The sequence below is a fragment of the Rhodophyticola porphyridii genome, assembly GCF_003688285.1.
GTDB lineage: Bacteria > Pseudomonadota > Alphaproteobacteria > Rhodobacterales > Rhodobacteraceae > Rhodophyticola > Rhodophyticola porphyridii.
The window spans coordinates 1-24,429 of the sequence record NZ_RCNT01000015.1 but is presented as its reverse complement, the minus strand read 5'-3'; the positions used below and the strand labels follow the sequence as shown (position 1 = coordinate 24,429).

21 protein-coding genes and 1 tRNA gene are annotated in these 24,429 nt (G+C 61.1%); 19 read left to right on the top strand and 3 right to left on the bottom strand.

Going from position 1 to position 24,429, the window contains the following annotated elements:
- The coding region (locus D9R08_RS19670; protein WP_199709399.1) for an EF-Tu C-terminal domain-related protein at positions 1-86 on the top strand (86 nt) is incomplete at its 5' end.
- A 301-nt stretch (positions 87-387) separates the two neighbouring features.
- Here D9R08_RS19670 and D9R08_RS18635 read toward each other — a convergent pair.
- Entirely contained in the window at positions 388-1,083 is a 696-nt protein-coding gene (locus D9R08_RS18635; RefSeq protein ID WP_121899629.1) for a lysophospholipid acyltransferase family protein, read from the bottom strand.
- Between the two features lie 150 nt (positions 1,084-1,233).
- Between D9R08_RS18635 and gndA the strand changes: the two genes are divergently transcribed.
- Positions 1,234-2,643: an NADP-dependent phosphogluconate dehydrogenase gene (gene gndA / locus D9R08_RS18630; RefSeq protein WP_121899628.1), complete on the top strand. Its 1,410-nt coding sequence runs from the start codon at positions 1,234-1,236 to the stop codon at positions 2,641-2,643.
- A 4-nt stretch (positions 2,644-2,647) separates the two neighbouring features.
- On the opposite strand, the gene D9R08_RS19000 is transcribed toward gndA, so the two are convergent.
- Both D9R08_RS19000 and D9R08_RS18620 read right to left on the bottom strand, forming a co-directional pair.
- Positions 2,648-2,926, bottom strand: coding sequence for a hypothetical protein (locus tag D9R08_RS19000; protein WP_147450733.1), 279 nt, complete (start codon positions 2,924-2,926; stop codon positions 2,648-2,650).
- A 148-nt stretch (positions 2,927-3,074) separates the two neighbouring features.
- A complete protein-coding gene (locus D9R08_RS18620) occupies positions 3,075-3,716 on the bottom strand; it encodes a hypothetical protein (protein WP_121899626.1) in 642 nt (213 codons plus the stop codon).
- A gap of 309 nt (positions 3,717-4,025) precedes the next feature.
- Between D9R08_RS18620 and D9R08_RS18615 the strand changes: the two genes are divergently transcribed.
- The 17 genes from D9R08_RS18615 to D9R08_RS18535 form a co-directional block, all read left to right on the top strand.
- Positions 4,026-4,676, top strand: coding sequence for a CatB-related O-acetyltransferase (locus D9R08_RS18615; protein ID WP_121899625.1), 651 nt, complete (start codon positions 4,026-4,028; stop codon positions 4,674-4,676).
- 80 nt (positions 4,677-4,756) lie between these two features.
- Positions 4,757-4,832 (top strand) — tRNA-Trp (locus tag D9R08_RS18610).
- Positions 4,833-5,013: 181 nt separating this feature from the next.
- Positions 5,014-5,211: a preprotein translocase subunit SecE gene (gene secE / locus D9R08_RS18605; protein ID WP_121899624.1), complete on the top strand. Its 198-nt coding sequence runs from the start codon at positions 5,014-5,016 to the stop codon at positions 5,209-5,211.
- A 200-nt stretch (positions 5,212-5,411) separates the two neighbouring features.
- Entirely contained in the window at positions 5,412-5,945 is a 534-nt protein-coding gene (nusG, locus tag D9R08_RS18600; protein WP_121899623.1) for a transcription termination/antitermination protein NusG, read from the top strand.
- Positions 5,946-6,212: 267 nt separating this feature from the next.
- Complete coding sequence (locus D9R08_RS18595) at positions 6,213-7,643, top strand: tetratricopeptide repeat-containing sulfotransferase family protein (RefSeq protein WP_147450732.1); 1,431 nt, start codon at positions 6,213-6,215, stop codon at positions 7,641-7,643.
- Between the two features lie 180 nt (positions 7,644-7,823).
- Positions 7,824-8,276 carry a 50S ribosomal protein L11 gene (rplK, locus tag D9R08_RS18590; protein WP_121899621.1) on the top strand — a complete coding sequence of 151 codons (453 nt, stop codon included), beginning with the start codon at positions 7,824-7,826 and terminating at the stop codon, positions 8,274-8,276.
- A 3-nt stretch (positions 8,277-8,279) separates the two neighbouring features.
- On the top strand, positions 8,280-8,978 hold the full coding sequence (gene rplA, locus D9R08_RS18585) for a 50S ribosomal protein L1 (RefSeq protein ID WP_121899620.1): 699 nt from the start codon (positions 8,280-8,282) through the stop codon (positions 8,976-8,978).
- Positions 8,979-9,214: 236 nt separating this feature from the next.
- Positions 9,215-9,733 (top strand): 50S ribosomal protein L10, encoded by a 519-nt coding sequence (rplJ, locus tag D9R08_RS18580; RefSeq protein WP_121899631.1) that lies wholly within the window; start codon positions 9,215-9,217, stop codon positions 9,731-9,733.
- A 75-nt stretch (positions 9,734-9,808) separates the two neighbouring features.
- Entirely contained in the window at positions 9,809-10,189 is a 381-nt protein-coding gene (gene rplL, locus D9R08_RS18575) for a 50S ribosomal protein L7/L12 (protein ID WP_121899619.1), read from the top strand.
- Between the two features lie 253 nt (positions 10,190-10,442).
- Positions 10,443-14,579, top strand: coding sequence for a DNA-directed RNA polymerase subunit beta (gene rpoB / locus D9R08_RS18570; RefSeq protein WP_121899630.1), 4,137 nt, complete (start codon positions 10,443-10,445; stop codon positions 14,577-14,579).
- Between the two features lie 84 nt (positions 14,580-14,663).
- Positions 14,664-18,872 carry a DNA-directed RNA polymerase subunit beta' gene (gene rpoC / locus D9R08_RS18565; RefSeq protein ID WP_121899618.1) on the top strand — a complete coding sequence of 1,403 codons (4,209 nt, stop codon included), beginning with the start codon at positions 14,664-14,666 and terminating at the stop codon, positions 18,870-18,872.
- A gap of 318 nt (positions 18,873-19,190) precedes the next feature.
- Positions 19,191-20,054, top strand: coding sequence for a glycosyltransferase (locus D9R08_RS18560; RefSeq protein ID WP_158599052.1), 864 nt, complete (start codon positions 19,191-19,193; stop codon positions 20,052-20,054).
- Positions 20,051-20,962 (top strand): DMT family transporter, encoded by a 912-nt coding sequence (locus D9R08_RS18555; protein WP_121899616.1) that lies wholly within the window; start codon positions 20,051-20,053, stop codon positions 20,960-20,962. Before D9R08_RS18560 ends, D9R08_RS18555 begins: the two co-directional genes overlap by 4 nt.
- A gap of 230 nt (positions 20,963-21,192) precedes the next feature.
- Entirely contained in the window at positions 21,193-21,564 is a 372-nt protein-coding gene (gene rpsL / locus D9R08_RS18550) for a 30S ribosomal protein S12 (RefSeq protein ID WP_121899615.1), read from the top strand.
- Positions 21,565-21,576: 12 nt separating this feature from the next.
- Positions 21,577-22,047, top strand: a complete 471-nt coding sequence (rpsG, locus tag D9R08_RS18545) for a 30S ribosomal protein S7 (RefSeq protein ID WP_121899614.1) — start codon at positions 21,577-21,579, stop codon at positions 22,045-22,047.
- Between the two features lie 52 nt (positions 22,048-22,099).
- A complete protein-coding gene (gene fusA, locus D9R08_RS18540) occupies positions 22,100-24,217 on the top strand; it encodes an elongation factor G (protein ID WP_121899613.1) in 2,118 nt (705 codons plus the stop codon).
- A gap of 89 nt (positions 24,218-24,306) precedes the next feature.
- On the top strand, positions 24,307-24,429 hold a 123-nt coding region (locus D9R08_RS18535; RefSeq protein WP_233557566.1), incomplete at its 3' end, for a GTP-binding protein.

Below are 24,429 nucleotides of genomic sequence, written 5' to 3'. Positions count from 1 at the left end.
TCGCGATGGAAGACGGTCTGCGCTTCGCCATCCGTGAAGGCGGCCGCACCGTCGGCGCCGGCGTCGTCTCCAAAATCATCGAGTAACAGACCCCAGGGTTCGACGAGGCGCGGCCATGGTGGCGCCGACGAATTGAAGAAGAGGGCGCCCCGACCGGGCGCCCTTTTTCGTATCTTCCCGGAGGTGAGGCCAAGCGGTCCCGTTGGTGCGACGCATAATCTCAGGGGGATCGCCAAGTTATGGCTCAGATGGTCGCCGCACCGGCGGGAATGCGTCGCGAACAAGTCTGCTCTGCCGTGTTCGGCTGCTATCCTGCCTAGGTTACATGGGTACGGTGCAGGTTCGGGCGGCGCCGGGGGAATACGTGAGCGATCCGTCCGGTCGCGTCTATAGCTGGGGGGTGTCATGTCCGGCGCGTGCATCGCATTCCGCGCTCACCGCGTTCATGAAGCGCCCCAGATCGGCGGCCAGAGCTTCGGCTTGATCCGCGCTCACACGGCGCGGCACGACACGATCCCATTGCCGCCACATCAGCTCCAGTCTCGTGAACGGCATCGGGAACATCAGGCGATCCCATGTGGGCCAGGTCAGATAGCGTCTTGCCGAAAAGGTGAAGACAAAGACCGGGATCTGCGTTGCCCGTGCCCATTGGATCGGCGTTACCTTGGCCACCCGCGGCGGGCCCTGCGGCCCATCCGGTGAAATCCCGATGGAGATCCCGTTTTGCAGGCCGCGCAGCACTTCGCGGATCGCGCCTGCGCCGAGCAATCCACGCTTCATCGGCATGGTTTCATATCCAAAAGCGCGGTGAATCCAGCCGACCAGCCGCCCGGCCCGGCCATCCGATGTGAGGCTGCGGCAGGGGGCCTGGGTCAGGTCGAACATCCATGGCGTGAGCATCAGCCGCTGATGCCAGCACACGATCAGCACGGCACCGTGGCTGTCCAGCGCCCGCGACACGGCTTCCCAGCCATCTTCGTTACGGCGTGAACTGGCCCGAACAAACCGCATATACCCTCCGAAAAGCGCGGCCACGGCACGGTTGGTGCGGGGGGCGTCGGCGATGCGTTTGCGTAGGCTCATATCGGGCGCTCTGGATAGGGCAACGGGTTCGGATGGAATGGGCGATCCGGTCGCGCGGGTCAATCCCGCCGCGGATCGGTCAGGGCACTGGCGGGCCGCGCGCGGCCCCGATAGAGTGCGGCCAGGGACACAAGGAGCAAGGCAGGGACCATGGCGGAGCAAGCGGAAATCGGGCTGATCGGCCTTGGCACGATGGGCCGTAATCTCGCGCTGAACATCGCCGAGAAGGGCCACCCCCTCGCGGTTTTCAACCGAACCGTCGCCCGGACCGAAGAGTTCATGGGGGAGGCGGGCGCGCTGGCTCGCCGCATAACTCCCGCCGAAACGCTGGAAGACTTCGTCGTCGCGCTTCAATCGCCGCGCCGGATCATCCTGCTGGTGCCGGCGGGACAGCCGGTGGATGACCAGATCGAAGCGCTGAAACCCCTGCTGGATGCCGGTGACCTGATCATAGACGGCGGCAATTCCGATTGGCGCGACACCAACCGCCGCGTGGCCGATGCCGCGCCGATCCTGCATATGGGTCTGGGCGTGTCAGGCGGAGCCAAGGGCGCGCGCGAAGGTCCCTCCATGATGGCGGGCGGGCCGGATGCGGCCTATGCGATGGTGGCCCCGGTTCTGGAGAGCATTGCCGCCGATTTCGACGGAGTGCCCTGCGTGGCGCATCTTGGCCCGGGTGGGGCGGGCCATTACATCAAGATGGTCCATAACGGCATCGAATACGCCGATATGCAGATGATTGCCGAGGTCTATGGCCTGCTGCGCGACGGCCTTGGGATGGCGGCCCACGAGATGGCGCCGATCTTCGCGCGCTGGAACGAGGGCGTTCTGCAATCCTACCTGATCGAGATCACGGCGAAGATCGCGGCCACGGCCGATCCGGACACCGGCCAGCCGATGCTGGATGTCATCGCAGATCGCGCCGGCCAGAAGGGTACCGGGCGCTGGACGGTTATGGATGCGCAGGAGCGTGGCGCCCCTCTTCCGGCGGTGGAGGCAGCTGTGATGGCGCGGGTCCTGTCCTCCCGTTACGAAGATCGCGCCTCGGCGGAGGCGCTTTTCGGTGCCGGCCCCACATCGCTGCCGCGCGATGCCCTGACCGAGACGATGATGGAGGGTGCGCTGATTGCCGGCAAGGTGCTGGCCTATGCTCAGGGGTTCGAGCTTATGGCTGCGGCAAGCGACGGGGAAGACTGGGCCATTCCGCTGCCGCGCGTTGCGGAGATCTGGCGCGCGGGGTGTATCATCCGCTCTGCGATGTTGGACGACATGGCGTCCGCGCTGGCTGAGGCGTCCGATCGCGCGCTGATCATGGCGCCGCATTTCGCGGGGCTGCTTGCCCGGCATCACGGTGCGCTTCGCCAGACGGTCAGCCTTGCCACTGCGCATGGCATTGCGGTGCCGGCATTGTCGTCGGCGCTGAACTTCTTCGACATGATGCGCACCGTGCGGGGCACAGCGAACATGCTTCAGGCACAGCGTGATTTCTTTGGCCAGCACGGGTTTGAACGGCTTGACCGCCCGGATGAGAGCGGGCTGCACGGGCCCTGGGCCGGGTAGCGCCCTACCGGATCAGCCCTTCCCGGCGAAACACCGCTTCGATCTTCTGGCGTTGTCCGGCGGCATGCAGGCCGAACCTGTCGGGATCCTCATCAAGCAGGAAGAAGACCTGTACGATGCCGTGGCAAGACAGATCACGAACGTCCAGTCCCTCTCGCAACCGCGGCAATCGCTGCTCGACGCTGAGTACCAGTTGTTCGGAGCATTGATCGGTCTGGGCCATTGCTCCGGGGGCGGCGAGCGGGGTGACCAGGACAAGGGCGGCGAGACAGGCACGGATCATAGGGAGGTTCCTTTCCCAGGGTAAGATGAGACAGTGCTTATCTGGTCGCTACGACCGTCCAATTCAAACCGCCCCTGTCCGGTGCGGCTGTCGCAACAGAAAATCCCGGGCCCTGAAGCCCGGGATTTGATGAGACAGATCTGTCACCTTACGAGTTGAAGATGCTGTCAAGCGTCGATCTGATCGCCTCGTCGTCTTCCGAAGTGAAAGCCAGATAGAGTTCTGCCGTCTCGGCTTCGGTCAGGGTATCGATCTGGGCCTGCTCAAAGCCGCGCTGGGTCAGATGATCGGCCACGACACGTTCGATATTGTCTTCCGTCGGAACTTCCCAGTCGATCTCGAACGTCGTCTCACCCTTGACGAGGTTCATTGCGCTCAGCACGCCTTCGACATCGGAGTACTCTTCCGAAGTAGCTGTGCTATAGATCAACGAGATTTCCGCATCGCTCAACGTGTTCACCAGAACCGGCATGTAGCCGTGCTCTTCCAGAACTTCCGCCACCTGACGCTCCACATCGGAATTCCGCGTGACGAGGGCGTAATCGGTCGGTTCAGTTTCGGGCAGATCCATCGCCCGCAGGGCACTGCGCACGGCCATCTGGTTTTCGGACGTGGCGGCAAGATAGATCTCGGTGATTTCGGCGGCCGTCATGGTCTCCACGGCGGCGGCGTCATACCCGTACTGGGTCAGCGCGTCGCGCACGAATTCTGTGGGGCCATCCGCATCCTGAGCGACAGCGGGCAGTGCCAGGGCGATGGCGGTGGTCAGTGCCAGAAGAGAGCGTTTCATGGTTGAAATCCTTTCTTTTCACTTGATCGTTGCGATCCGGCATATCGACGTTTTCGTCCCCCTTCCGGTTCCCGCAAAATTCTCCACCGTCCAAAAATAAAAACTCATCTATATGTTTTTAAAAGAAAAATATCTCTATATGGAGGTTCGGCTCTCTCAGCGCATTTCTTGCCGAGATGAAAAGGCGCTCGCCTGTACTCCTCTCTCGGTCACACCGCGCGAAGGGACGCCTTTTGCCTTGTCCGGGTATGTCAGAGTGTGACAAGTCTGTCATAATCGTTTCATTTCCAACCAAGTCGATTGTGAGCCATGCCTTTTCCCAGCCCCGATACGGCCCTCCCGGTCCGCCTACCTGATGGCACAGCCTTACCCTTCAACGTGTTCCTCTCCGCTGTCATAAAACATCCGAGAGTCGAGATTGGAGACTACACTTACTACAGCGATTTCGACCCGCCGAGGGATGCGCTAGGCTGGGTCTCCCGCATCGCGCCTTACATCATGCCCCATTCCTCCGAACGTCTGATCATTGGCAAGTTTGGCCAGTTCGCCCAGGGAACGCGCTTCGTGACCGCCTCTGCCAATCACAGGATGGATGGGATCTCGACCTATCCTTTCTCCATTTTCGATCCGGCGCGCATTCTGGGCTATCCGAGAAGCCTGCCGCAGGGACGGGACACGGTGGTCGGCCATGACGTATGGATCGGGATGAACAGCATCATCCTGCCGGGCGCTCAGATCGGCAATGGCGTGATCGTGAGCGCGGGCTCGGTCGTTTCGGGCAGCATACCGGATTATGCCGTCATTGCCGGCAATCGGGCAGAGGTGGTCCGGATGCGGTTTTCCCAAGACCAGATCGCGCGGCTCAACGACATCGCTTGGTGGGATTGGCCGATCGACAAGATCCTTGAAAACGAAGCGGCGATCACGGGCGGCGATGTCGAGGTGCTTGGGCGCGCGTAGCCGGGCCCGTGCGGCCTCGCCCGAGGCGTCCATTGTCGCTTGCAATGGTATGGCCCTGCGGCTAAACGAGGCTCCGGTCGAGGGGTGTAGCTCAGTTGGTAGAGCATCGGATTCCAAATCCGACGGTCGGGGGTTCGAGTCCCTCCGCCCCTGCCAGGCCGGACCGGGAATATCGTCCGGTCCGCTTGCCCCGGCCCCATGACATGGCCCGAAAGGATGGGGCAGCGCGCGGAACCGCGATTATCCGCGGCCTTTCGTTTCACACCCGCATGCTTGCACAGCCTGCGTCCGGTGCGTATATGCCCCGCAACACACGCGAAGGATCGGACGTATATCCATGGCCATGACCAACCCGTTTCAGTTTCTACAGCAGACCCGCGCCGAGGTTGCCAAGGTTGTCTGGCCCGGTAGGCGGGAGGTGCTTCTGACCACCGTGATGGTGTTCGTGATGGCTGTTCTGGCGGCGATCTTTTTCGGCCTCGTCGATTGGCTGATCCGCCAGGGCCTGGAGTTGATCCTGACCGCGTTCGGCTGAACACGGTCGGCGAGCAGAAAACCCCGCCCGGCCCCTTGATTTTCCGGGGTTTGGGCGGTAGGTGACAGCTCACTTCCCCAGTATGGCGTGCGTCGATTCGTGATGCGCGCTGTTTTTTGTTCGGGGAACGCGGCGCAAGCCTTTGAGATGACTGGAAATTACCGGCAGCAAGACATGCCGGGGCGAGGAACGGGCGAGACATGGCGAAACGGTGGTATTCGGTCAGCGTGCTGTCGAATTTCGAAAAGCGCATTGCCGAGCAGATCAGAACCGCCGTGGCGGAGAAGGGCCTCGAGGATGAAATCGAGGAAGTTCTGGTCCCGGAGGAGGACGTGATCGAAGTGCGGCGGGGCAAGAAGGTGACCGTGCCGCGCCGGTTCATGCCCGGCTATGTTCTGGTGCGGATGGAACTGACCGACAGCGCCTATCACGCGATCAACTCGATCCCGCGGGTCACCGGGTTTCTGGGTCCCCAGGGTCGCCCGATGCCGATGCGCGATGACGAGGTGAACGCGATTCTGAACCGCGTCGAAGAGGGTGAGGCCGCGCCGCGGTCCACCATCACTTTCGAGATCGGCGAGAAGGTCAAGGTCAATGACGGTCCCTTCGAGGATTTTGACGGCATGGTCGAGGAAGTGGATGACGACAACCAGCGCCTGAAGGTGACGGTGTCGATCTTTGGTCGGGCGACGCCGGTCGAACTGGAATACACGCAGGTCTCGAAGCAGGTCTAAGCTTGCGTTGGATGATGCGCCACGCTCACAACGTAATGACTAGCGGTTTACGTCTCTCTTTGACCGCCTAGCTTCTGAGCAATTTCGCCTGCTGGCAGGCGAAATGCCGCCGGTGTCATGACACCTTGGTCATATGCACAGATTTTTTTCTGCAAGACCTTTTACTTGGCGATAAAAATACCCACATTCTGAACTGAACGTTACATTTCGGAATCGCATGGCCCAGTGCGGTCCAGAAGACTAACTGACAGATGCAAAGGTGACGCCGTGGCAAACGATTCCTTTGAATCCCACGTCACAAATGCCCGCGCGCTAGCGTCAAACGGCGATCTGGTCGCAGCATTGACATCTATCGACCAGGCTTTGGTAGCCGCACGGCAGGCACAGCTGTTTCGTTCCCGGCTATTGCAAGGTCTGGATCGCCCCCTTGAGGCTTTGGAAGAAGTGATCCGGTTGGACAAACCAGATGCGTCACCGAAGTTTTTGGAATTCCGCGCAGATCTTGAAGAGTACCTGTACCGAATTGAAGATGCCGTTGCCACTTTGACCCGTAGGATTTCTAGGGGAAACGTGCCCGTTTCTCTTTTGGTTCGCCGCGCTCTGTTGGTGCGCGCCCTCGGCAATTTCAACGATGCGGTGCGCGATCTGGATCGCGCGATCCAAATGAAACCTTTGGAAGGTGAACTCTATAGGCTGCGCAGCGATTTGGTGAAGGCACAGCCAGGGGATGGAAGTCTCGATACTTTGGCATCCGTCGCTGCGAGAGTCCCGTCAAGCCACCTTTCGGCCGTGCATCTTCATTTCGCGCGCGCCAAGGTTCTGGAGGACTTGGGGGATTTTCCGGCGGCCTTCCGGGCTCTGGAGCGCGGCAATCAGGGGATGCGGGCACATTTCCCGTACCAGATCTCCACCCGCCTTCGTCAAGTCGCTGCCGTTCGGAAGAGTTTTGATGGTATGGATATGGTGAAGATGACGGCAAGGGCCTCGTCTGATTTTGCGCCTATCTTCATCACCGGCATGGCCCGGTCGGGCACCACTCTGCTCGAACAGATCCTAACCGCGCATCCTGACGTGCAAGGTGGCGGCGAGGCTGCCTTACTGTCGCGGACGGTTCGCGAAACGATCGGCCCGCCTGAAGACCTGCGACCGGGCGCCGTCGATGTCACGCCGAAGGGTCTGGCAGATTTGGCGGATCGCTATAGTAAGCGCATGCTAGCACGCTTTGGGCCGGCACCACGCCATACCGATAAATCGCTGCAAACCTTGCTATATGCTGGCCCGGTGCTCGCTGCGATGCCAAAGTCGCATATCGTTCTGATGCGACGTGATCCACGCGCTGTCGCGATATCGCTCTACAAACAGGTCTTCCGCCGCGGCAAACAGCTGTTCAGCTATAATCTGGATGATATCCGGCAGTATCAGGACAGTTTTGATGCGCTCGTTGATTTTTGGCAGAGCCGATTGAACGCACGGTTTCACGTTGTCGCCTATGAAGACATCGTGCAGGCGCCGGAGCCGACAATCCGAAGCCTCCTCAAGCGGCTGAATCTTTCCTGGACGGAGGCTTGTTTGCGGCCCGAAGACAACGCGCAGCCCATTCAAACGCTCAGTTCGGTGGCTGTGCGCCAGCCAATCAATCGCGATGGTCTCGATCGGTGGCGTCCCTATGCGCCAATGATGGGCTATACCGTCGTTTGATTTCTATGCAATCGCTACCGCACCACTTGCGCTTTGGTCGGTCTCGGTGTAACGCGACGCCTTGTCGTTACATGCGGCACCCAATGTGGGAGGCGCGGGCATCGCGATGTCCAGACCATAACCACGTCAACAAAGGCTTCCTGACGCGTCAGGCGGCTGTTGAAACGAAGGAGAGGCCATATGGCCAAGAAACTCGCTGGAACGATGAAGCTCCAGATCCCGGCCGGTCAGGCCAACCCGAGCCCGCCGGTCGGTCCGGCTCTGGGTCAGCGCGGGATCAACATCATGGAGTTCTGCAAGGCGTTCAACGCCAAGACTCAGGATATGGAACAGGGCAGCCCGTGCCCGACCATCATCACCTACTATCAGGACAAGTCCTTCGCGATGGAAATCAAGACGCCGCCTGCGTCTTATTACCTGAAGAAGGCCGCCGGCCTGAAGCCCGTGGGCAAGCGCAACCGCCCGCGCGGCGCGGAGACCCCCGGTCGCGAGACCGTGGCCACGGTCACCGTGGCGCAGGTGCGCGAGATCGCAGAAGCGAAGATGAAAGACCTCAGCGCCAATGACGTCGAGGCCGCCATGAAGATCATCGTTGGCTCCGCCAATTCGATGGGCATCGAGGTAAAGGGATAAGTCATGGGCAAGATTGGAAAGCGCGTCAAAGCCGCCCGTGCGGCCTTTGCCGGAAAAGAGAACCTGACGGTCGAAGAAGCTGTCGACCTGATCAAGTCCCATGCGAACGCGAAATTCGACGAATCGATCGAGATCGCGATGAATCTGGGTGTCGACCCGCGCCACGCGGACCAGATGGTGCGCGGTACGGTGACCCTGCCGAACGGCACCGGCAAGACCGTGCGTGTGGCCGTGTTCGCACGCGGCCCGAAGGCAGAAGAGGCACAGGCCGCCGGAGCCGATATCGTCGGCGCTGAGGATCTGATGGAAACCGTTCAGGCCGGCACGATCGAGTTTGATCGCTGCATCGCCACGCCGGACATGATGCCCATCGTGGGCCGTCTGGGCAAGGTGCTCGGCCCCCGGAACCTGATGCCGAACCCGAAGATCGGCACGGTGACAATGGACGTCAAGGAAGCCGTGGAGGCCGCCAAGGGCGGTCAGGTCCAGTTCAAGGCCGAGAAAGCGGGCGTCGTGCATGCCGGCGTCGGCAAGGCGAGCTTCGATGCCGACAAGCTGGCGGCCAATATCCGCGCTTTCGTTGACGCGGTGAGCAAGGCCAAACCTGCAGGGGCCAAGGGCTCCTACATGCAGAAAGTATCGCTCAGCTCCACCATGGGGCCGGGTGTTTCGGTGAGCGTGGATAGCGCGACCGGTAACTGAGAGATTTGCCCGGCTCGCCGGGCGAATGACGGGGCCGCAAGAACCGGCCCCGGTCTGTCCGAGACGGAGGGTGTGGCATCTGCCACATAATTCCTTCCCGAGATGGGACGCGAGAAACGATTTCCGGGGGTCGACCTCGGGCGATCTGGTCTCGGGACCCTGACTTGGACCCGAAGTGGCGGGGCAACCCGTCAAACATGAGCCGGGAGGGAGACCTCCCAATTTGGAGTGAAACTGTGGATAGAGCCCAGAAAGAGAAAGTGGTCGAGGAACTCGGCCAGATCTTTGAAAGCTCTGGCGTCGTCGTGGTCTCGCACTACGAAGGCCTCACTGTTGCTCAGATGCAGGACCTGCGCGCGCAAATGCGTGAAGCGGGCGGGTCCGTACGTGTCGCAAAGAACAGGCTCGCCAAGATCGCCCTTGAAGGAACGCCTGCCGCTGGCATCGCTGACCTGATGACGGGGATGACAGTTCTGTCCTATTCCGAGGATCCTGTGGCTGCGGCCAAGGTCGCGGATGCCTATGCCAAAACGAATGACAAGTTCGTCATTCTCGGCGGCTCGATGGGGGAGAATCTGTTGGACGCCGACGGTGTGAAGGCCGTTGCGAAAATGCCGTCGCGGGAGGAGCTTATCGCTTCGATCGTCGGCTGCATCGCCGCACCTGCCTCGAACATCGCCGGGGCCATTGGCGCACCTGCTTCGAATATCGCGAGTATCCTGTCTTCGATCGAAGAGAAGGCAGAAGCCGCGTAAAGCAACTTTGAGACCTGTCGTAGGGCCTTACCCTTGCGATGTTGGAACACAAACCTACATACGGAAATCGTACAAATGGCTGATCTGAAAAAACTGGCTGAAGAGATCGTGGGTCTGACCCTTCTCGAAGCACAAGAACTGAAAACCATCCTGAAAGACGAATACGGCATCGAGCCCGCCGCCGGTGGCGCGGTCATGATGGCCGGGCCCGCTGGCGACGCCGGTGCCGCGGCTGCTGAGGAGCAGACTGAGTTCGACGTGATCCTGAAGGCCGCTGGCGCCTCCAAGATCAACGTGATCAAGGAAGTCCGCGCCATCACCGGCCTGGGCCTGAAAGAAGCCAAAGAGCTGGTCGAAGCCGGCGGCAAGGCCGTCAAGGAAGGCGTTGGCAAAGACGAAGCAGAAGAGATCAAGGGCAAGCTGGAAGCAGCCGGCGCCGAGGTCGAACTGAAGTAATCCGCGCCCGCCTGCGGGCGGGAGGCGCTGAAATTGGCTGGATCCGGGGCAAATCCCGGGTCCAGCCGAACCTGTCTTAGCGAGGGCCCGTTGAAACGGGCGGGTCTTCCCTAAGGCGTGGTTCGATGGATCGGGAGCTTGCCGGTGGGACGGTGGGCATGAATTGGTCCGAACCCGCTTGTTTCAATGTGTGGCCATGTCGGTGCCCCGACGACATGTGCGGCGCGAGGAAACCAAAAAGGTGTTTGAGAGCATGGCTCAGACCTACGCAGGCCAGAAACGTATCCGCAAATTCTACGGCAAGATCCGCGAAGTGCTGGAGATGCCGAACCTGATCGAGGTTCAGAAATCTTCCTATGATCTGTTCCTGAAATCCGGTGACGAACCGCAGCCGCTGGACGGCGAAGGCATCAAGGGTGTCTTCCAGTCGGTCTTCCCGATCAAGGATTTCAACGAAACCGCCGTGCTGGAGTTCGTCAAGTACGAGCTTGAGCACCCGAAATACGACGTCGAGGAGTGCCAGCAGCGCGACATGACCTATGCTGCGCCGCTGAAGGTCACGCTGCGCCTGATCGTGTTCGACGTGGACGAGGATACTGGCGCGAAATCGGTCAAGGATATCAAGGAGCAGGATGTGTTCATGGGCGACATGCCCCTGATGACACCCAACGGCACCTTCATCGTCAACGGTACCGAGCGGGTCATCGTTTCCCAGATGCACCGTTCCCCGGGCGTGTTCTTCGACCATGACAAGGGCAAGACCCATTCCTCGGGCAAGCTGCTGTTTGCCTGTCGCATCATCCCTTATCGCGGCAGCTGGCTGGATTTCGAGTTCGACGCCAAGGATATCGTGTTCGCACGTATCGACCGTCGCCGGAAGCTGCCGGTCACCACGCTGCTTTATGCGCTTGGTCTGGATCAGGAAGGCATCATGGATGCCTATTACGACACTGTCGATTTCAAGCTGAAAAAGAACAAGGGCTGGGTCACCAAGTTCTTCCCCGAACGTGTGCGCGGCACGCGCCCGACCAGCGATCTGGTCGATGCGAAGACCGGCGATGTGATCGCCGAAGCGGGCAAGAAAGTCACGCCCCGCGCGGTCAAGCAACTGATTGACGAAGGCAAGGTCACCGAGCTTCTGGTGCCGTTCGAGGGGATCATCGGCCGGTTCGTTGCAAAGGACATCATCAACGAGGAAACCGGCGCGATCTATGTCGAGGCGGGTGACGAGTTGACATGGGAGCTCGACAAGGACGGCGAGGTGACCGGCGGCACGCTGAAAGAGCTGCTGGATGCGGGCGTCACCGACATTCCCGTGCTCGACATCGATAACATCAATGTCGGCCCCTATATTCGCAACACCGTGGCCGCGGACAAGAACCTGAACCGCGAAACCGCGCTGATGGACATCTACCGCGTCATGCGCCCGGGCGAGCCGCCCACGGTTGATGCAGCATCGGCACTGTTCGATCAGCTGTTCTTCGACAGCGAGCGTTACGATCTCTCTGCCGTTGGCCGGGTCAAGATGAACATGCGTCTGGCGCTGGATGCCGAGGACACGCAGCGCACGCTGCGCAAGGAAGACATCATCGCCTGCGTCAAGGCGCTGGTCGAACTGCGCGATGGCAAGGGCGATATCGACGATATCGACCATCTGGGCAACCGTCGCGTCCGGTCGGTCGGCGAGTTGATGGAGAACCAGTATCGCGTGGGTCTTCTGCGGATGGAGCGTGCGATCAAGGAGCGGATGTCCTCCGTCGAGATCGACACGGTCATGCCGCAGGATCTGATCAACGCCAAGCCCGCCGCGGCGGCGGTGCGGGAGTTCTTCGGTTCCTCGCAGCTCAGCCAGTTCATGGACCAGACCAACCCGCTCAGCGAAGTCACGCACAAGCGGCGCCTGTCCGCGCTTGGACCGGGTGGCCTGACCCGCGAACGCGCCGGCTTCGAGGTGCGCGACGTCCACCCGACTCATTACGGCCGGATGTGTCCGATCGAGACGCCGGAAGGCCCGAATATCGGTCTGATCAACAGCCTCGCAACCTACGCACGGGTGAACAAGTACGGTTTCATCGAGACACCATACCGCAAGGTCGTGAACGCCAAGGTGACCGACGAGGTCCACTATATGTCCGCCACCGAAGAGATGCGGCATACCGTGGCACAGGCCAACGCGACGCTGAGCGACAAGGGCGAGTTCATGAACGATCTCGTCTCCACCCGCCAGTCCGGCGAATACACGCTCGCCCCGCGCGAGAATGTCGACCTGATCGATGTCAGCCCGAAGCAGTTGGTCTCCGTCGCGGCCTCGCTCATCCCGTTCCTCGAGAACGATGACGCGAACCGCGCGCTTATGGGCTCCAACATGCAACGGCAGGCGGTGCCGCTCTTGCAGGCCGATGCTCCGTTCGTGGGCACCGGTATCGAAAGCGTGGTAGCCAAGGATTCGGGTGCGGCGATCATGGCGAAACGCGGCGGCGTGATCGACCAGGTCGATGCGCAGCGGATCGTTGTGCGCGCCACCGAGGATCTGGAGCTGGGCGATGCGGGGGTGGATATCTACCGCCTGCGCAAATTCCAGCGCTCCAACCAGAACACCTGCATCAACCAGCGGCCGCTGGTGAAGGTCGGCGACAAGGTATCGAAGGACGAGGTGATTGCCGATGGTCCGTCCACGGATATGGGCGAACTGGCGCTTGGCAAGAACGTCGTCGTCGCCTTCATGCCGTGGAATGGCTACAACTACGAGGACTCGATCCTGATCTCCGAGCGGATCGTGCGCGATGACGTTTTCACCTCGATCCATATCGAGGAGTTCGAGGTCGCCGCCCGCGACACCAAACTGGGGCCGGAAGAGATCACCCGCGATATTCCCAATGTCGGCGAGGAGGCGCTCCGCAATCTCGATGAGGCGGGGATCGTCTATATCGGCGCCGAAGTGGGGCCGGGCGATATCCTCGTGGGTAAGATCACGCCGAAGGGCGAAAGCCCGATGACGCCGGAGGAGAAACTGCTCCGCGCGATCTTCGGCGAAAAGGCGTCTGATGTGCGTGATACGTCCCTGCGCCTGCCGCCGGGGGATTTCGGCACGGTCGTCGAAGTCCGCGTCTTCAATCGCCACGGCGTGGAGAAAGATGAGCGGGCCTTGCAGATCGAGCGTGAGGAAGTGGAGCGTCTGAGCCGCGACCGCGACGACGAGCTGCACATCCTGGAGCGCAACATCTACGCCCGTCTGAAGGGGATGATCCTTGGCAAGACGGCCGTGAAAGGCCCCAAGGGCGTGAAGTCCGGTTCGGAAATCACCGAAGAGCTGCTTGGCTCCCTGTCGAAGGGGCAGTGGTGGCAGCTGGCCTTGGGGGAAGAACAGGATGCGGCCCATGTGGAAGCGCTGAACGAACAGTTCGAGGCGCAGAAACGCGCGCTGGACCACCGGTTCGAGGACAAGGTGGAGAAGGTGCGCCGGGGCGACGACCTGCCGCCGGGTGTGATGAAGATGGTCAAAGTTTTCATCGCTGTGAAGCGCAAGCTGCAGCCGGGTGACAAGATGGCCGGCCGTCACGGCAACAAGGGTGTGATCTCCAAGGTTGTGCCGATGGAGGACATGCCGTTCCTTGCCGATGGCACGCCCGTCGATTTCGTGCTGAACCCGCTTGGTGTGCCAAGCCGGATGAATGTGGGCCAGATCCTTGAAACCCATATGGGCTGGGCCGCGCGCGGTCTGGGCATCAAGATCGACGAAGCGCTTGGAGAGTACCGCCGTACCGGCGACATGACCCCGGTGCAGGACGCGATGAAGATTGCCTATGGCGAGAACGTCTATGCCGAGGCGACCGCCGGAATGGATGACGATCAGATCATTGAGGCGGCGTCCAACGTCACCCGCGGTGTGCCGATCGCCACGCCGGTCTTCGATGGCGCGAAAGAGGCGGATGTGAACGATGCCCTGACCCGTGCAGGGTTCGACACGTCCGGTCAGTCCGACCTTTACGATGGCCGCACGGGGGAGCATTTCTCCCGCCAGGTCACTGTGGGTGTGAAGTATCTGCTGAAACTGCACCATCTGGTCGACGATAAGATCCACGCACGCTCCACCGGGCCCTACAGCCTGGTCACGCAGCAGCCTCTGGGCGGCAAGGCGCAGTTCGGCGGCCAGCGCTTCGGCGAGATGGAGGTCTGGGCGCTTGAAGCCTATGGTGCGGCCTACACGTTGCAGGAGATGCTGACCGTTAAGTCGGACGACGTGGCCGGCCGGACCAAGGTCTATGAGAGCATCGTCAAGGGTGAGGACAACTTCGAGGCCGGCGTACCGGAATCGTTCAACGTTCTCGTCAAAGAGGTCCGCGGCCTGGGCCTCAACATGGAACTCCTGGATGCGGAGGAGGACGAGTAGAGATGCACGCAAGTGCATAGCCTACCCGCAGGGTGCGTGATGTCACGCACCCCTCCCTGCACCCTCTGATCGTGAGGAAATAGAATGAACCAGGAACTGACCAACAACCCGTTTAACCCGCTGACGCCGCAAAAGGCTTTCGACGAGATCAAGGTCTCGCTTGCGTCGCCCGAGCGGATCCTTTCGTGGTCCTATGGCGAGATCAAGAAGCCCGAGACCATCAACTACCGGACGTTCAAGCCCGAGCGTGACGGCCTGTTCTGCGCCCGGATCTTCGGACCGGTGAAGGATTACGAGTGCCTTTGCGGCAAGTACAAGCGGATGAAGTATCGCGGCGTTGTCTGCGAGAAATGCGGCGTGGAAGTCACGCTGCAAAAGGTCCGCCGCGAACGCATGGGCCATATCGAACTGGCGGCACCCGTCGCCCATATCTGGTTCCTGAAGTCGCTGCCGTCCCGCATCGGCCTGATGCTGGACATGACCCTCCGCGATCTGGAGCGGATCCTCTATTTCGAGAATTACGTGGTGATCGAGCCCGGCCTGACCGATCTCACCTACGGGCAGCTGATGTCCGAGGAAGAGTTCATGGATGCGCAGGACGCCTATGGCGCCGATGCGTTCCAGGCCAATATCGGCGCCGAGGCCATCCGCGAGATGTTGCAGAACATCGACCTTGAGGCCGAGGCCGCGCAGCTGCGTGAGGACCTGAAGGAAGCCACCGGAGAGCTGAAGCCCAAGAAGATCATCAAGCGGCTGAAAATCGTCGAGAATTTCCTGGAATCCGGCAATCGCCCGGAATGGATGGTCCTGACTGTCGTGCCCGTGATTCCGCCGGAACTGCGCCCGCTGGTGCCGCTGGATGGCGGCCGGTTCGCGACCTCCGATCTCAACGATCTCTATCGTCGGGTGATCAACCGGAACAATCGCCTGAAGCGGCTGATCGAGCTTCGCGCGCCGGATATCATCATCCGGAACGAAAAGCGGATGCTACAGGAATCCGTCGACGCGCTGTTCGATAACGGCCGCCGCGGCCGCGTTATCACGGGTGCCAACAAGCGCCCGCTGAAGTCACTCAGCGACATGCTGAAAGGCAAGCAGGGCCGGTTCCGGCAGAACCTTCTGGGCAAGCGCGTCGACTTCTCCGGCCGGTCCGTCATCGTGACGGGGCCCGAGCTGAAGCTGCATCAGTGCGGGTTGCCGAAGAAGATGGCGCTCGAACTCTTCAAGCCGTTCATCTACTCGAGGCTGGAAGCCAAGGGCCTGTCTTCGACCGTGAAGCAGGCGAAGAAGTTGGTGGAAAAGGAACGCCCGGAGGTGTGGGACATCCTCGACGAGGTGATCCGCGAGCATCCTGTGCTTCTGAACCGCGCGCCCACCTTGCACCGTCTCGGCATTCAGGCCTTTGAGCCCGTGCTGATCGAAGGCAAGGCGATCCAGCTGCATCCGCTGGTCTGCTCGGCCTTCAACGCCGATTTCGACGGCGACCAAATGGCCGTGCACGTGCCCCTGTCGCTGGAAGCGCAGCTTGAAGCGCGTGTTCTGATGATGTCCACGAACAACGTTCTGTCGCCCGCCAACGGCGCGCCGATCATCGTGCCGTCGCAGGACATGATCCTGGGTCTCTACTATGTGACGCTGGAGCGTGAAGGCATGAAGGGCGAAGGCATGGCCTTTGCCAGTGTGGAGGAAGTGGAGCACGCCCTGAACGCGGGCGAGGTGCATCTGCACACCAAGATCACCGCGCGGCTGAAACAGATCGACGAGGAAGGCAACGAGGTCTACCAGCGCTTTGAAACGACCCCTGGCCGGATCCGGCTCGGCTCGCTGTTGCCGCTTAACGCCAAGGCGCCGTTCGACCTGGTCAACCGCCTTCTCCGGAAGAAGGAGGTCCAGCAGGTCATCGACACCGTCTATCGCTATTGCGGCCAGAAAGAGAGCGTCATTTTCTGCGACCAGATCATGACCCTTGGTTTCCGCGAGGCGTTCAAGGCCGGCATCTCGTTCGGCAAGGACGATATGCTGATCCCCGACACCAAATGGGAACTGGTCGACGAGACCCGGAGTCAGGTGAAGGAATTCGAACAGCAATACATGGATGGCCTGATTACTCAGGGTGAAAAGTATAACAAGGTCATCGATGCCTGGTCGAAAGCCAATGACAAGGTCACCGACGCGATGATGGCGTCGATCTCGGCCAAGGTCACCGATGAGAATGGAGCAGAACAGGAGCCGAACTCGGTCTACATGATGGCGCATTCCGGTGCGCGTGGCTCCGTCACCCAGATGAAGCAGTTGGGCGGCATGCGCGGCCTGATGGCACGGCCCGACGGGTCCATCATCGAGACGCCGATCATCTCGAACTTCAAGGAGGGTCTGACCGTTCTTGAATACTTCAACTCGACCCACGGCGCCCGGAAGGGTCTGTCGGACACAGCGTTGAAGACGGCGAACTCGGGCTATCTCACCCGACGTCTGGTGGATGTGGCACAAGATTGCATCGTGCGGATGCAGGATTGCGGTACGGACAACACGATCACGGCGGAACCTGCCGTCAATGACGGGGAGGTCGTCTCTTCGCTCAGCGAGCGCATTCTGGGCCGGACCGCCGGTGAAGACGTGCATGTCCCCGGCAGTGACGAGGTGCTGCTGACCAAGGGTGAGCTGATCGACGAGCGCAAGGCCGATGCGGTCGAACAGGCCGGTGTCGTGTCGATGAAGATCCGCTCGCCGCTGACCTGCGAGGCCGAGGAGGGCGTGTGCGCGGCCTGCTACGGTCGTGACCTGGCGCGCGGTACGCGGGTCAACGTGGGCGAGGCCGTGGGCATCATCGCGGCCCAGTCGATCGGGGAACCCGGTACGCAGCTGACGATGCGGACCTTCCACATCGGTGGTGTGGCCCAAGGTGGCCAGCAGTCGTTCCAGGAGGCCGGTGCCGAAGGCAAGATCGAGTTCCGCAATGCCAACCTGCTGGAAAACGCAGCCGGTGACATCATCGTCATGGGCCGCAACATGGTTCTGGCGATCATGGACGAGCATGGCGCGGAGCGGGCGAGCTTCAAGCTTGGCTACGGCACCAAGGTCCACGTGGCCGAAGGCGCCCAGGTCAAGCGTGGCGACCGTTTGTTCGAATGGGATCCTTACACCCTGCCGATCATCGCCGAGAAGGCCGGGACGGTGAAGTTTGTCGATCTGGTTTCGGGCATCGCCGTCCGGGACGAGACCGATGACGCCACCGGCATGACCCAGAAGATCGTGACCGACTGGCGCGCTGCGCCCAAGGGCAACGAGCTGAAGCCCGAGATTATCGTGATCGGCGACGATGGCGAACCGGTCCGCAACGATGTGGGCAACCCGGTGACCTATCCAATGTCCGTGGACGCGATCCTGTCGGTTGAGGATGGCCAGAAGATCGAAGCGGGCGATGTGGTTGCCCGTATCCCGCGCGAGGGCGCCAAGACCAAGGACATCACCGGTGGTCTTCCCCGCGTTGCTGAACTGTTCGAGGCGCGGCGTCCGAAAGACCATGCGATCATCGCCGAGAAGGACGGCTATGTGAAATTCGGCCGCGACTTCAAGAACAAGCGCCGGATTTCCGTGGTGCCCGCTGACGAGAGTCAGGAGCCGGTGGAATACATGGTGCCCAAAGGCAAGCACATCCCGGTGGCCGAGGGCGATTTCGTCCAGAAGGGCGACTACATCATGGATGGTAACCCGGCGCCCCATGACATTCTGCGGATCATGGGTGTCGAGGCGCTGGCCGATTACCTGATCGACGAGGTGCAGGATGTCTACCGACTGCAAGGCGTGAAGATCAACGACAAGCATATCGAGGTGATCGTTCGCCAGATGCTGCAGAAATGGGAGATCCTGGATTCAGGGGAAACCACTCTGCTGAAGGGCGAGAACGTCGACAAGGCGGAGTTTGACGAGGCCAATGAAAAGGCGGTGGCCGATGGGCGTCGCCCGGCCCAGGGCGAGCCGATCCTGCTCGGGATCACGAAGGCCAGCCTGCAGACCCGCTCGTTCATCTCGGCGGCGTCCTTCCAGGAAACCACCCGTGTGCTGACCGAAGCCTCGGTACAGGGCAAGCGCGACAAGCTGGTGGGCCTGAAGGAGAACGTCATCGTCGGCCGTTTGATCCCGGCGGGTACCGGTGGGGCAACTCAGCGGGTGCGGCGGATCGCAAGCGAGCGCGACGCGGTCGTGATCGAGGCGGCCCGTGCAGAAGCGGAAGCTGCGGCAGCTCTGGCAGCCCCCGAGGAGACCGATGCCAGCGAGAGCGCGGCGGAGTAACCCGCGCGGTCTTGTCTGATAAATATGCCCCCGCCGAAGGAAATTTCGGCGGGGGTTTTTCGTGGTCCCTTCTCTGCGCGACGTCTCGGCCGGTCGGCATGTGTGATGCTTGGACCGGGTGGGTCTTCGCCGAAACTCGTGCGCCATCACCAGGCACCCGACAGGTTACAAGATTTCGCGAATTGGGCAATTTTTGTAGCCTTTCTTCGTTACTAACCCGGTTAGTTAGGGTTAATGATTTGCTGCTATTGCTCGGGGGTTTCCCCTGGGACAGGTATTGCCCTAGGGTCAGGGCCTGAGGCTGGATCGAAAGACGACATGGCAGGCACAATCAGCAATCAGATCGTTGGCGTCTGCCGGTTTTCCTATCTGGGCGATGGCGGGTTCAAAGCCTCCAACCGGTCGCGGGAAGAGCAGGCGGAGTTGCTTTACGCGCCGGACCGGATGCGAGAGCGCTTCGTGTTCTTCGAAACGATCTGCCTGCCGTCGCTCGCGGCGCAGACCGACAAGGACTTCACGCTGATCGCTCTGGTCGGTGATACCATGCCGCAACGCTGGCGACGGCGGCTGAAAGACCTGATGACCCCCTTTCCCTTCCTGCAGGTCTGCACGTTGGAGGCGGCGGGGCCGCTCAATTCCACGCGCCGGGCCTTCAAACGGGGCTGGGACAGGCAATCGGACTTCATCACCGGCTTCAGGATCGACGATGATGACGCGGTGGCGGTGGATTACATCGAAAAGACCCGCGCCACGGCGGACAGGCTTTTGGAAATCGGATGGTGCGATGCGGAAAACCCGGTGGTGATCGCCTATCACCGCGGCATCTACTGGGATCTGAAGGATGTCGAAAACCCGTTCTACGATTTCAGGGAAATCCAGCCTCTTGGGCTGGCCAGCGCGATGATCACGCCGGTGGAGACGCAGACCAATATCTTTCGCTGGAATCACAGGCGTCTTGCCGCATATGCACGCTGCTGGTTGGACCCGAGCGAGCAGATGTTCGTGCGCACGCTGCACGCGCATAACGACAGCGACCGGTCGATCCCGCCTGGCGCCGTGCCAATCCCGCTCTGGCAGGCGCGTAACCATCTCAGGGACCGGTTCGGACTGGACCCGAAGCGGGTTTTGCCGGTGATGCGGCGGCTGGCGGGGCCTCAGACCGGAGAAAGTGCCGAAGAATGAGCCCGAACCTGAAAGGCGCGCTGTTCATGATGGCAAGCATGGCGGGGTTCACACTCAACGACGCCTGCGTGAAGCTTCTTGCCGAAGATCTGCCGCTTTTCCAGATCGTGTTTCTACGCGGCGTGGCGACCACGGCGATGATGGCGGCCATGGTCTGGGCAATGGGCGGGCTCAGCTTTCATATCCCGCGCGGAGATCGGGGTCGTGTGATCTGGCGCACCCTGGCGGAGATCGGCGCGATGGTGGCGTTCCTGACCGCCCTGATCAACATGCCCATCGCCAATGTGACGGCGATATTGTCGGCCCTGCCGCTGACGGTGACGCTGGCCGCTTACGTGTTTCTGGGCGAGCCCGTGGGCTGGAAACGTCTGCTGGCCATTCTGGCCGGATTTGGCGGAGTGCTGCTGATTGTGCAGCCGGGCGGCGAGGGGTTCAGCCTCTACGCGCTGGCGGCGCTTCTGGCCGTGGCGCTGGTTACCGCCCGCGATCTCATCACCAGACGGCTGAGCCGTGACGTGCCGTCGATGGGTGTGGCCGTGATCACCGCTGCGGCGGTGGGCATGTTCGGGGGCGTGATGTCGATTGGCGAACCGTGGCGGCAGGTCGATCTTGAGGCGGGCATTCTTGTCCTTGCGGCCTCGACCGTCATCATCGCGGCCTATCTTTTCTCGATCATGGTGATGCGCGTGGGCGAGATCGGGTTTGTGGCACCGTTTCGCTACACCTCGCTGGTCTGGGCCCTTTTTCTCGGCTGGCTGGTTTTCGATGAATGGCCGGACAATCTGACGCTGTTGGGCAGCGCGATCGTTGTGGCGACAGGGCTTTTCACGTTATGGCGCGAACAGGTGACCGCGAAACGGGCGCTGCGGGTTGCGCAGCCTGCAAAACCTGCCCCCGGGCGCTGTTGACAGCCTATCCGATTCCTCCTATACCGCGCGCCACTTGGCAGGGCTGCGTGTAGCGCCCGGATGCCAGACATACAGATTTGAGTGGCCATGATCCGGGCGGTTTGAATGCCCCGATCCTCTGGGAATTCCACCGCGGCGTCCTCCAGGTAGGGAAAGGGCGCATGCGGTTTTGGTGTTTTCGTCATGTGACGTGGCGCCAGTTGACATGAACGAGCAAGACGGGGAACCGAATGCCGACGATCCAACAGCTGATCCGCAAACCGCGGCAGCCCAAAATAAAACGCTCCAAGTCGCAGCACCTGGAAGCCTGTCCGCAGAAACGCGGTGTTTGTACGCGCGTCTACACCACGACCCCGAAGAAGCCGAACTCGGCGATGCGGAAAGTGGCCAAGGTGCGCCTGACGAACGGCTACGAGGTCATCAGCTATATCCCCGGTGAGAGCCATAACCTTCAGGAACACTCGGTGGTTCTGATCCGTGGCGGCCGTGTGAAGGACCTTCCCGGTGTGCGCTACCACATCCTGCGCGGTGTTCTGGATACCCAGGGTGTCAAAGACCGCCGTCAGCGCCGTTCGAAATACGGCGCCAAGCGCCCCAAGTAAGAGGAAACTGCGATGTCCCGCCGTCACGCCGCCGAGAAGCGCGAAGTTCTGCCCGATGCCAAGTTCGGCGATCGGGTCCTGACGAAATTCATGAACAACCTGATGGTCGACGGCAAGAAATCCGTCGCCGAACGCATCGTCTATAACGCGTTTGACCGGGTTGAGGAAAAGCTGAAGCGCGCGCCTGTGGAAGTGTTCCACGAAGCGCTCGACAACATCAAACCCGCGTTGGAGGTTCGCTCCCGCCGGGTGGGTGGCGCCACCTATCAGGTGCCCGTCGAGGTGCGCCCCGAGCGCCGTGAGGCGCTGGCGATCCGCTGGCTGATCAACGCCAGCCGCTCGCGCAACGAAAACACCATGGAAGAGCGTCTGGCGGGCGAACTGATCGACGCCGTGAACTCGCGCGGTTCCGCGGTGAAGAAGCGTGAAGACACTCACAAGATGGCAGATGCCAACAAGGCATTCTCCCACTACCGCTGGTAATTTGCCGGCTCCGCCCGGCGTATGCACAATTTCTGTCTGAGGACTGAACCAAATGGCTCGCGACTATCCGCTCGACCGCTACCGTAACTTCGGGATCATGGCCCATATCGACGCAGGAAAGACGACCTGCAGCGAGCGGATCCTGTATTACACGGGCAAATCCCACAACATCGGCGAGGTGCATGACGGCGCCGCGACGATGGACTGGATGGAGCAGGAGCAGGAGCGCGGGATCACCATCACCTCGGCTGCCACCACCACCTTCTGGGAGCGGACCGAGGACGGCAAGACGCCGGATACCGAAAAGCATCGCCTGAACATCATCGACACCCCCGGTCACGTGGATTTCACCATCGAGGTGGAGCGGTCGCTGGCGGTGCTCGACGGGGCGGTCGCGGTGCTGGATGCAAATGCCGGTGTCGAGCCGCAGACTGAAACCGTGTGGCGCCAGGCCGATCGCTACAAGGTTCCGCGGATCGTCTTCGTCAACAAGATGGACAAGATCGGCGCGGATTTCTTCAACTGTGTCCACATGATTCAGGATCGCACGGGCGCCATTCCCGCCCCGGTCCAGATCCCGATCGGGGCCGAGAACGAGCTCGAAGGCATTGTCGACCTGATCACCATGGAAGAATGGGTCTGGGCGGGCGAAGATCTCGGCGCATCCTGGGAAAAGCGCCCGATCCGTGACAGCCTGAAGGCGACGGCCGAGGAATGGCGCGGCAAGCTTATCGAGACCGCGGTCGAGATGGATGACGACGCGATGATGGCGTATCTGGAGGGTGAGGAGCCCGACGTCGAAACGCTTCGCAAGCTGATCCGCAAAGGCACGCTCGGCATCAAGTTCATTCCCGTGCTCTGTGGTTCGGCCTTCAAGAACAAGGGCGTGCAGCCCCTGCTCAACGCGGTCATCGACTTCCTGCCGAGCCCGCTCGATGTGGTCGATTACATGGGCTTCAAACCCGGCGACGAAACCGAGACGCGGGACATTCCGCGCCGCGCCGATGACAACATGGCCTTCTCGGGCCTTGCCTTCAAAATCATGAACGACCCGTTTGTCGGCTCGCTGACCTTCACCCGGATCTATTCGGGCAAGCTCAAGAAGGGCGACACGATGCTCAACTCCACCAAGGGGAAGAAAGAGCGCGTGGGCCGGATGATGATGATGCATTCGAACAACCGCGAAGAGATCGACGAGGCGTTTGCCGGCGACATCATCGCGCTGGCGGGCCTGAAGGATACGACGACCGGCGATACGCTCTGCGACGTGAACGATCCCGTCGTGCTGGAAACCATGACCTTCCCCGATCCGGTGATTGAGATCGCGGTCGAGCCCAAGACCAAAGCCGACCAGGAGAAGATGTCTCAAGGTCTGGCCCGTCTGGCCGCCGAGGACCCCTCCTTCCGGGTGGAGACCGATCTGGAATCCGGTCAGACCATCATGAAGGGCATGGGCGAATTGCATCTCGACATCCTGGTCGACCGCCTGAAGCGCGAGTTCAAGGTCGAGGCCAATATCGGTGCACCGCAAGTGGCCTATCGCGAGACCATCGGCCACGAGGTGGAGCATACCTATACCCACAAGAAACAGTCGGGTGGCTCCGGTCAGTTCGCCGAGGTCAAGCTGATCATTTCGCCGACCGAGCCGGGCGAAGGATACTCTTTCGAAAGCCGGATCGTGGGCGGTGCGGTGCCGAAGGAATATATCCCCGGTGTGGAGAAGGGCATCAAATCGGTCATGGACAGCGGTCCTCTCGCCGGTTTCCCGGTGATCGACTTCAAGGTCGCGCTTGTCGACGGCAAGTTCCATGACGTGGACTCTTCGGTTCTGGCCTTTGAAATCGCCGCCCGCATGGGTATGCGCGAAGGCATGAAGAAAGCCGGCGCGAAGCTTCTGGAGCCGATCATGAAGGTCGAGGTCGTGACGCCCGAGGATTACACTGGCGGCATCATCGGCGATCTGACCTCGCGTCGCGGTCAGGTGACCGGGCAGGAGCCTCGCGGCAACGCCATTGCGATCGCCGCTATGGTGCCGCTGGCCAATATGTTCGGCTATATCAACACCTTGCGGTCGATGTCTTCGGGCCGCGCGCAGTTCACCATGCAGTTCGATCATTACGACCCGGTCCCGCAGAACATCAGCGAAGAGATCCAGTCGCAATACGCATAGACCCGGGATGGCGGGGAGTTCCCCGCCCTACCGACCACCCGTAGGGCGGGGTTGACCCCGCCACCCAGACAGAAAGACAGGAGGCCATCATGGCGAAGGAAAAGTTTGAGCGTTCGAAACCGCATGTGAACATCGGGACGATTGGTCATGTTGACCACGGCAAGACGACGCTGACGGCGGCGATCACGAAGCAGTTCGGCGATTTTCAGGAT

Bases quoted from the DNA above. Each gene is read 5' to 3' on its own strand.
- D9R08_RS18635 (WP_121899629.1), bottom strand. From the start codon at position 1,083: ATGAGCCTACGCAAACGCATCGCCGACGCCCCCCGCACCAACCGTGCC.
- gndA (WP_121899628.1), top strand. From the start codon at position 1,234: ATGGCGGAGCAAGCGGAAATCGGGCTGATCGGCCTTGGCACGATGGGC.
- D9R08_RS19000 (WP_147450733.1), bottom strand. From the start codon at position 2,926: ATGATCCGTGCCTGTCTCGCCGCCCTTGTCCTGGTCACCCCGCTCGCC.
- D9R08_RS18620 (WP_121899626.1), bottom strand. From the start codon at position 3,716: ATGAAACGCTCTCTTCTGGCACTGACCACCGCCATCGCCCTGGCACTG.
- D9R08_RS18615 (WP_121899625.1), top strand. From the start codon at position 4,026: ATGCCTTTTCCCAGCCCCGATACGGCCCTCCCGGTCCGCCTACCTGAT.
- secE (WP_121899624.1), top strand. From the start codon at position 5,014: ATGGCCATGACCAACCCGTTTCAGTTTCTACAGCAGACCCGCGCCGAG.
- nusG (WP_121899623.1), top strand. From the start codon at position 5,412: ATGGCGAAACGGTGGTATTCGGTCAGCGTGCTGTCGAATTTCGAAAAG.
- rplK (WP_121899621.1), top strand. From the start codon at position 7,824: ATGGCCAAGAAACTCGCTGGAACGATGAAGCTCCAGATCCCGGCCGGT.
- rplA (WP_121899620.1), top strand. From the start codon at position 8,280: ATGGGCAAGATTGGAAAGCGCGTCAAAGCCGCCCGTGCGGCCTTTGCC.
- rplL (WP_121899619.1), top strand. From the start codon at position 9,809: ATGGCTGATCTGAAAAAACTGGCTGAAGAGATCGTGGGTCTGACCCTT.
- rpoB (WP_121899630.1), top strand. From the start codon at position 10,443: ATGGCTCAGACCTACGCAGGCCAGAAACGTATCCGCAAATTCTACGGC.
- rpoC (WP_121899618.1), top strand. From the start codon at position 14,664: ATGAACCAGGAACTGACCAACAACCCGTTTAACCCGCTGACGCCGCAA.
- D9R08_RS18560 (WP_158599052.1), top strand. From the start codon at position 19,191: ATGGCAGGCACAATCAGCAATCAGATCGTTGGCGTCTGCCGGTTTTCC.
- D9R08_RS18555 (WP_121899616.1), top strand. From the start codon at position 20,051: ATGAGCCCGAACCTGAAAGGCGCGCTGTTCATGATGGCAAGCATGGCG.
- rpsL (WP_121899615.1), top strand. From the start codon at position 21,193: ATGCCGACGATCCAACAGCTGATCCGCAAACCGCGGCAGCCCAAAATA.
- rpsG (WP_121899614.1), top strand. From the start codon at position 21,577: ATGTCCCGCCGTCACGCCGCCGAGAAGCGCGAAGTTCTGCCCGATGCC.
- fusA (WP_121899613.1), top strand. From the start codon at position 22,100: ATGGCTCGCGACTATCCGCTCGACCGCTACCGTAACTTCGGGATCATG.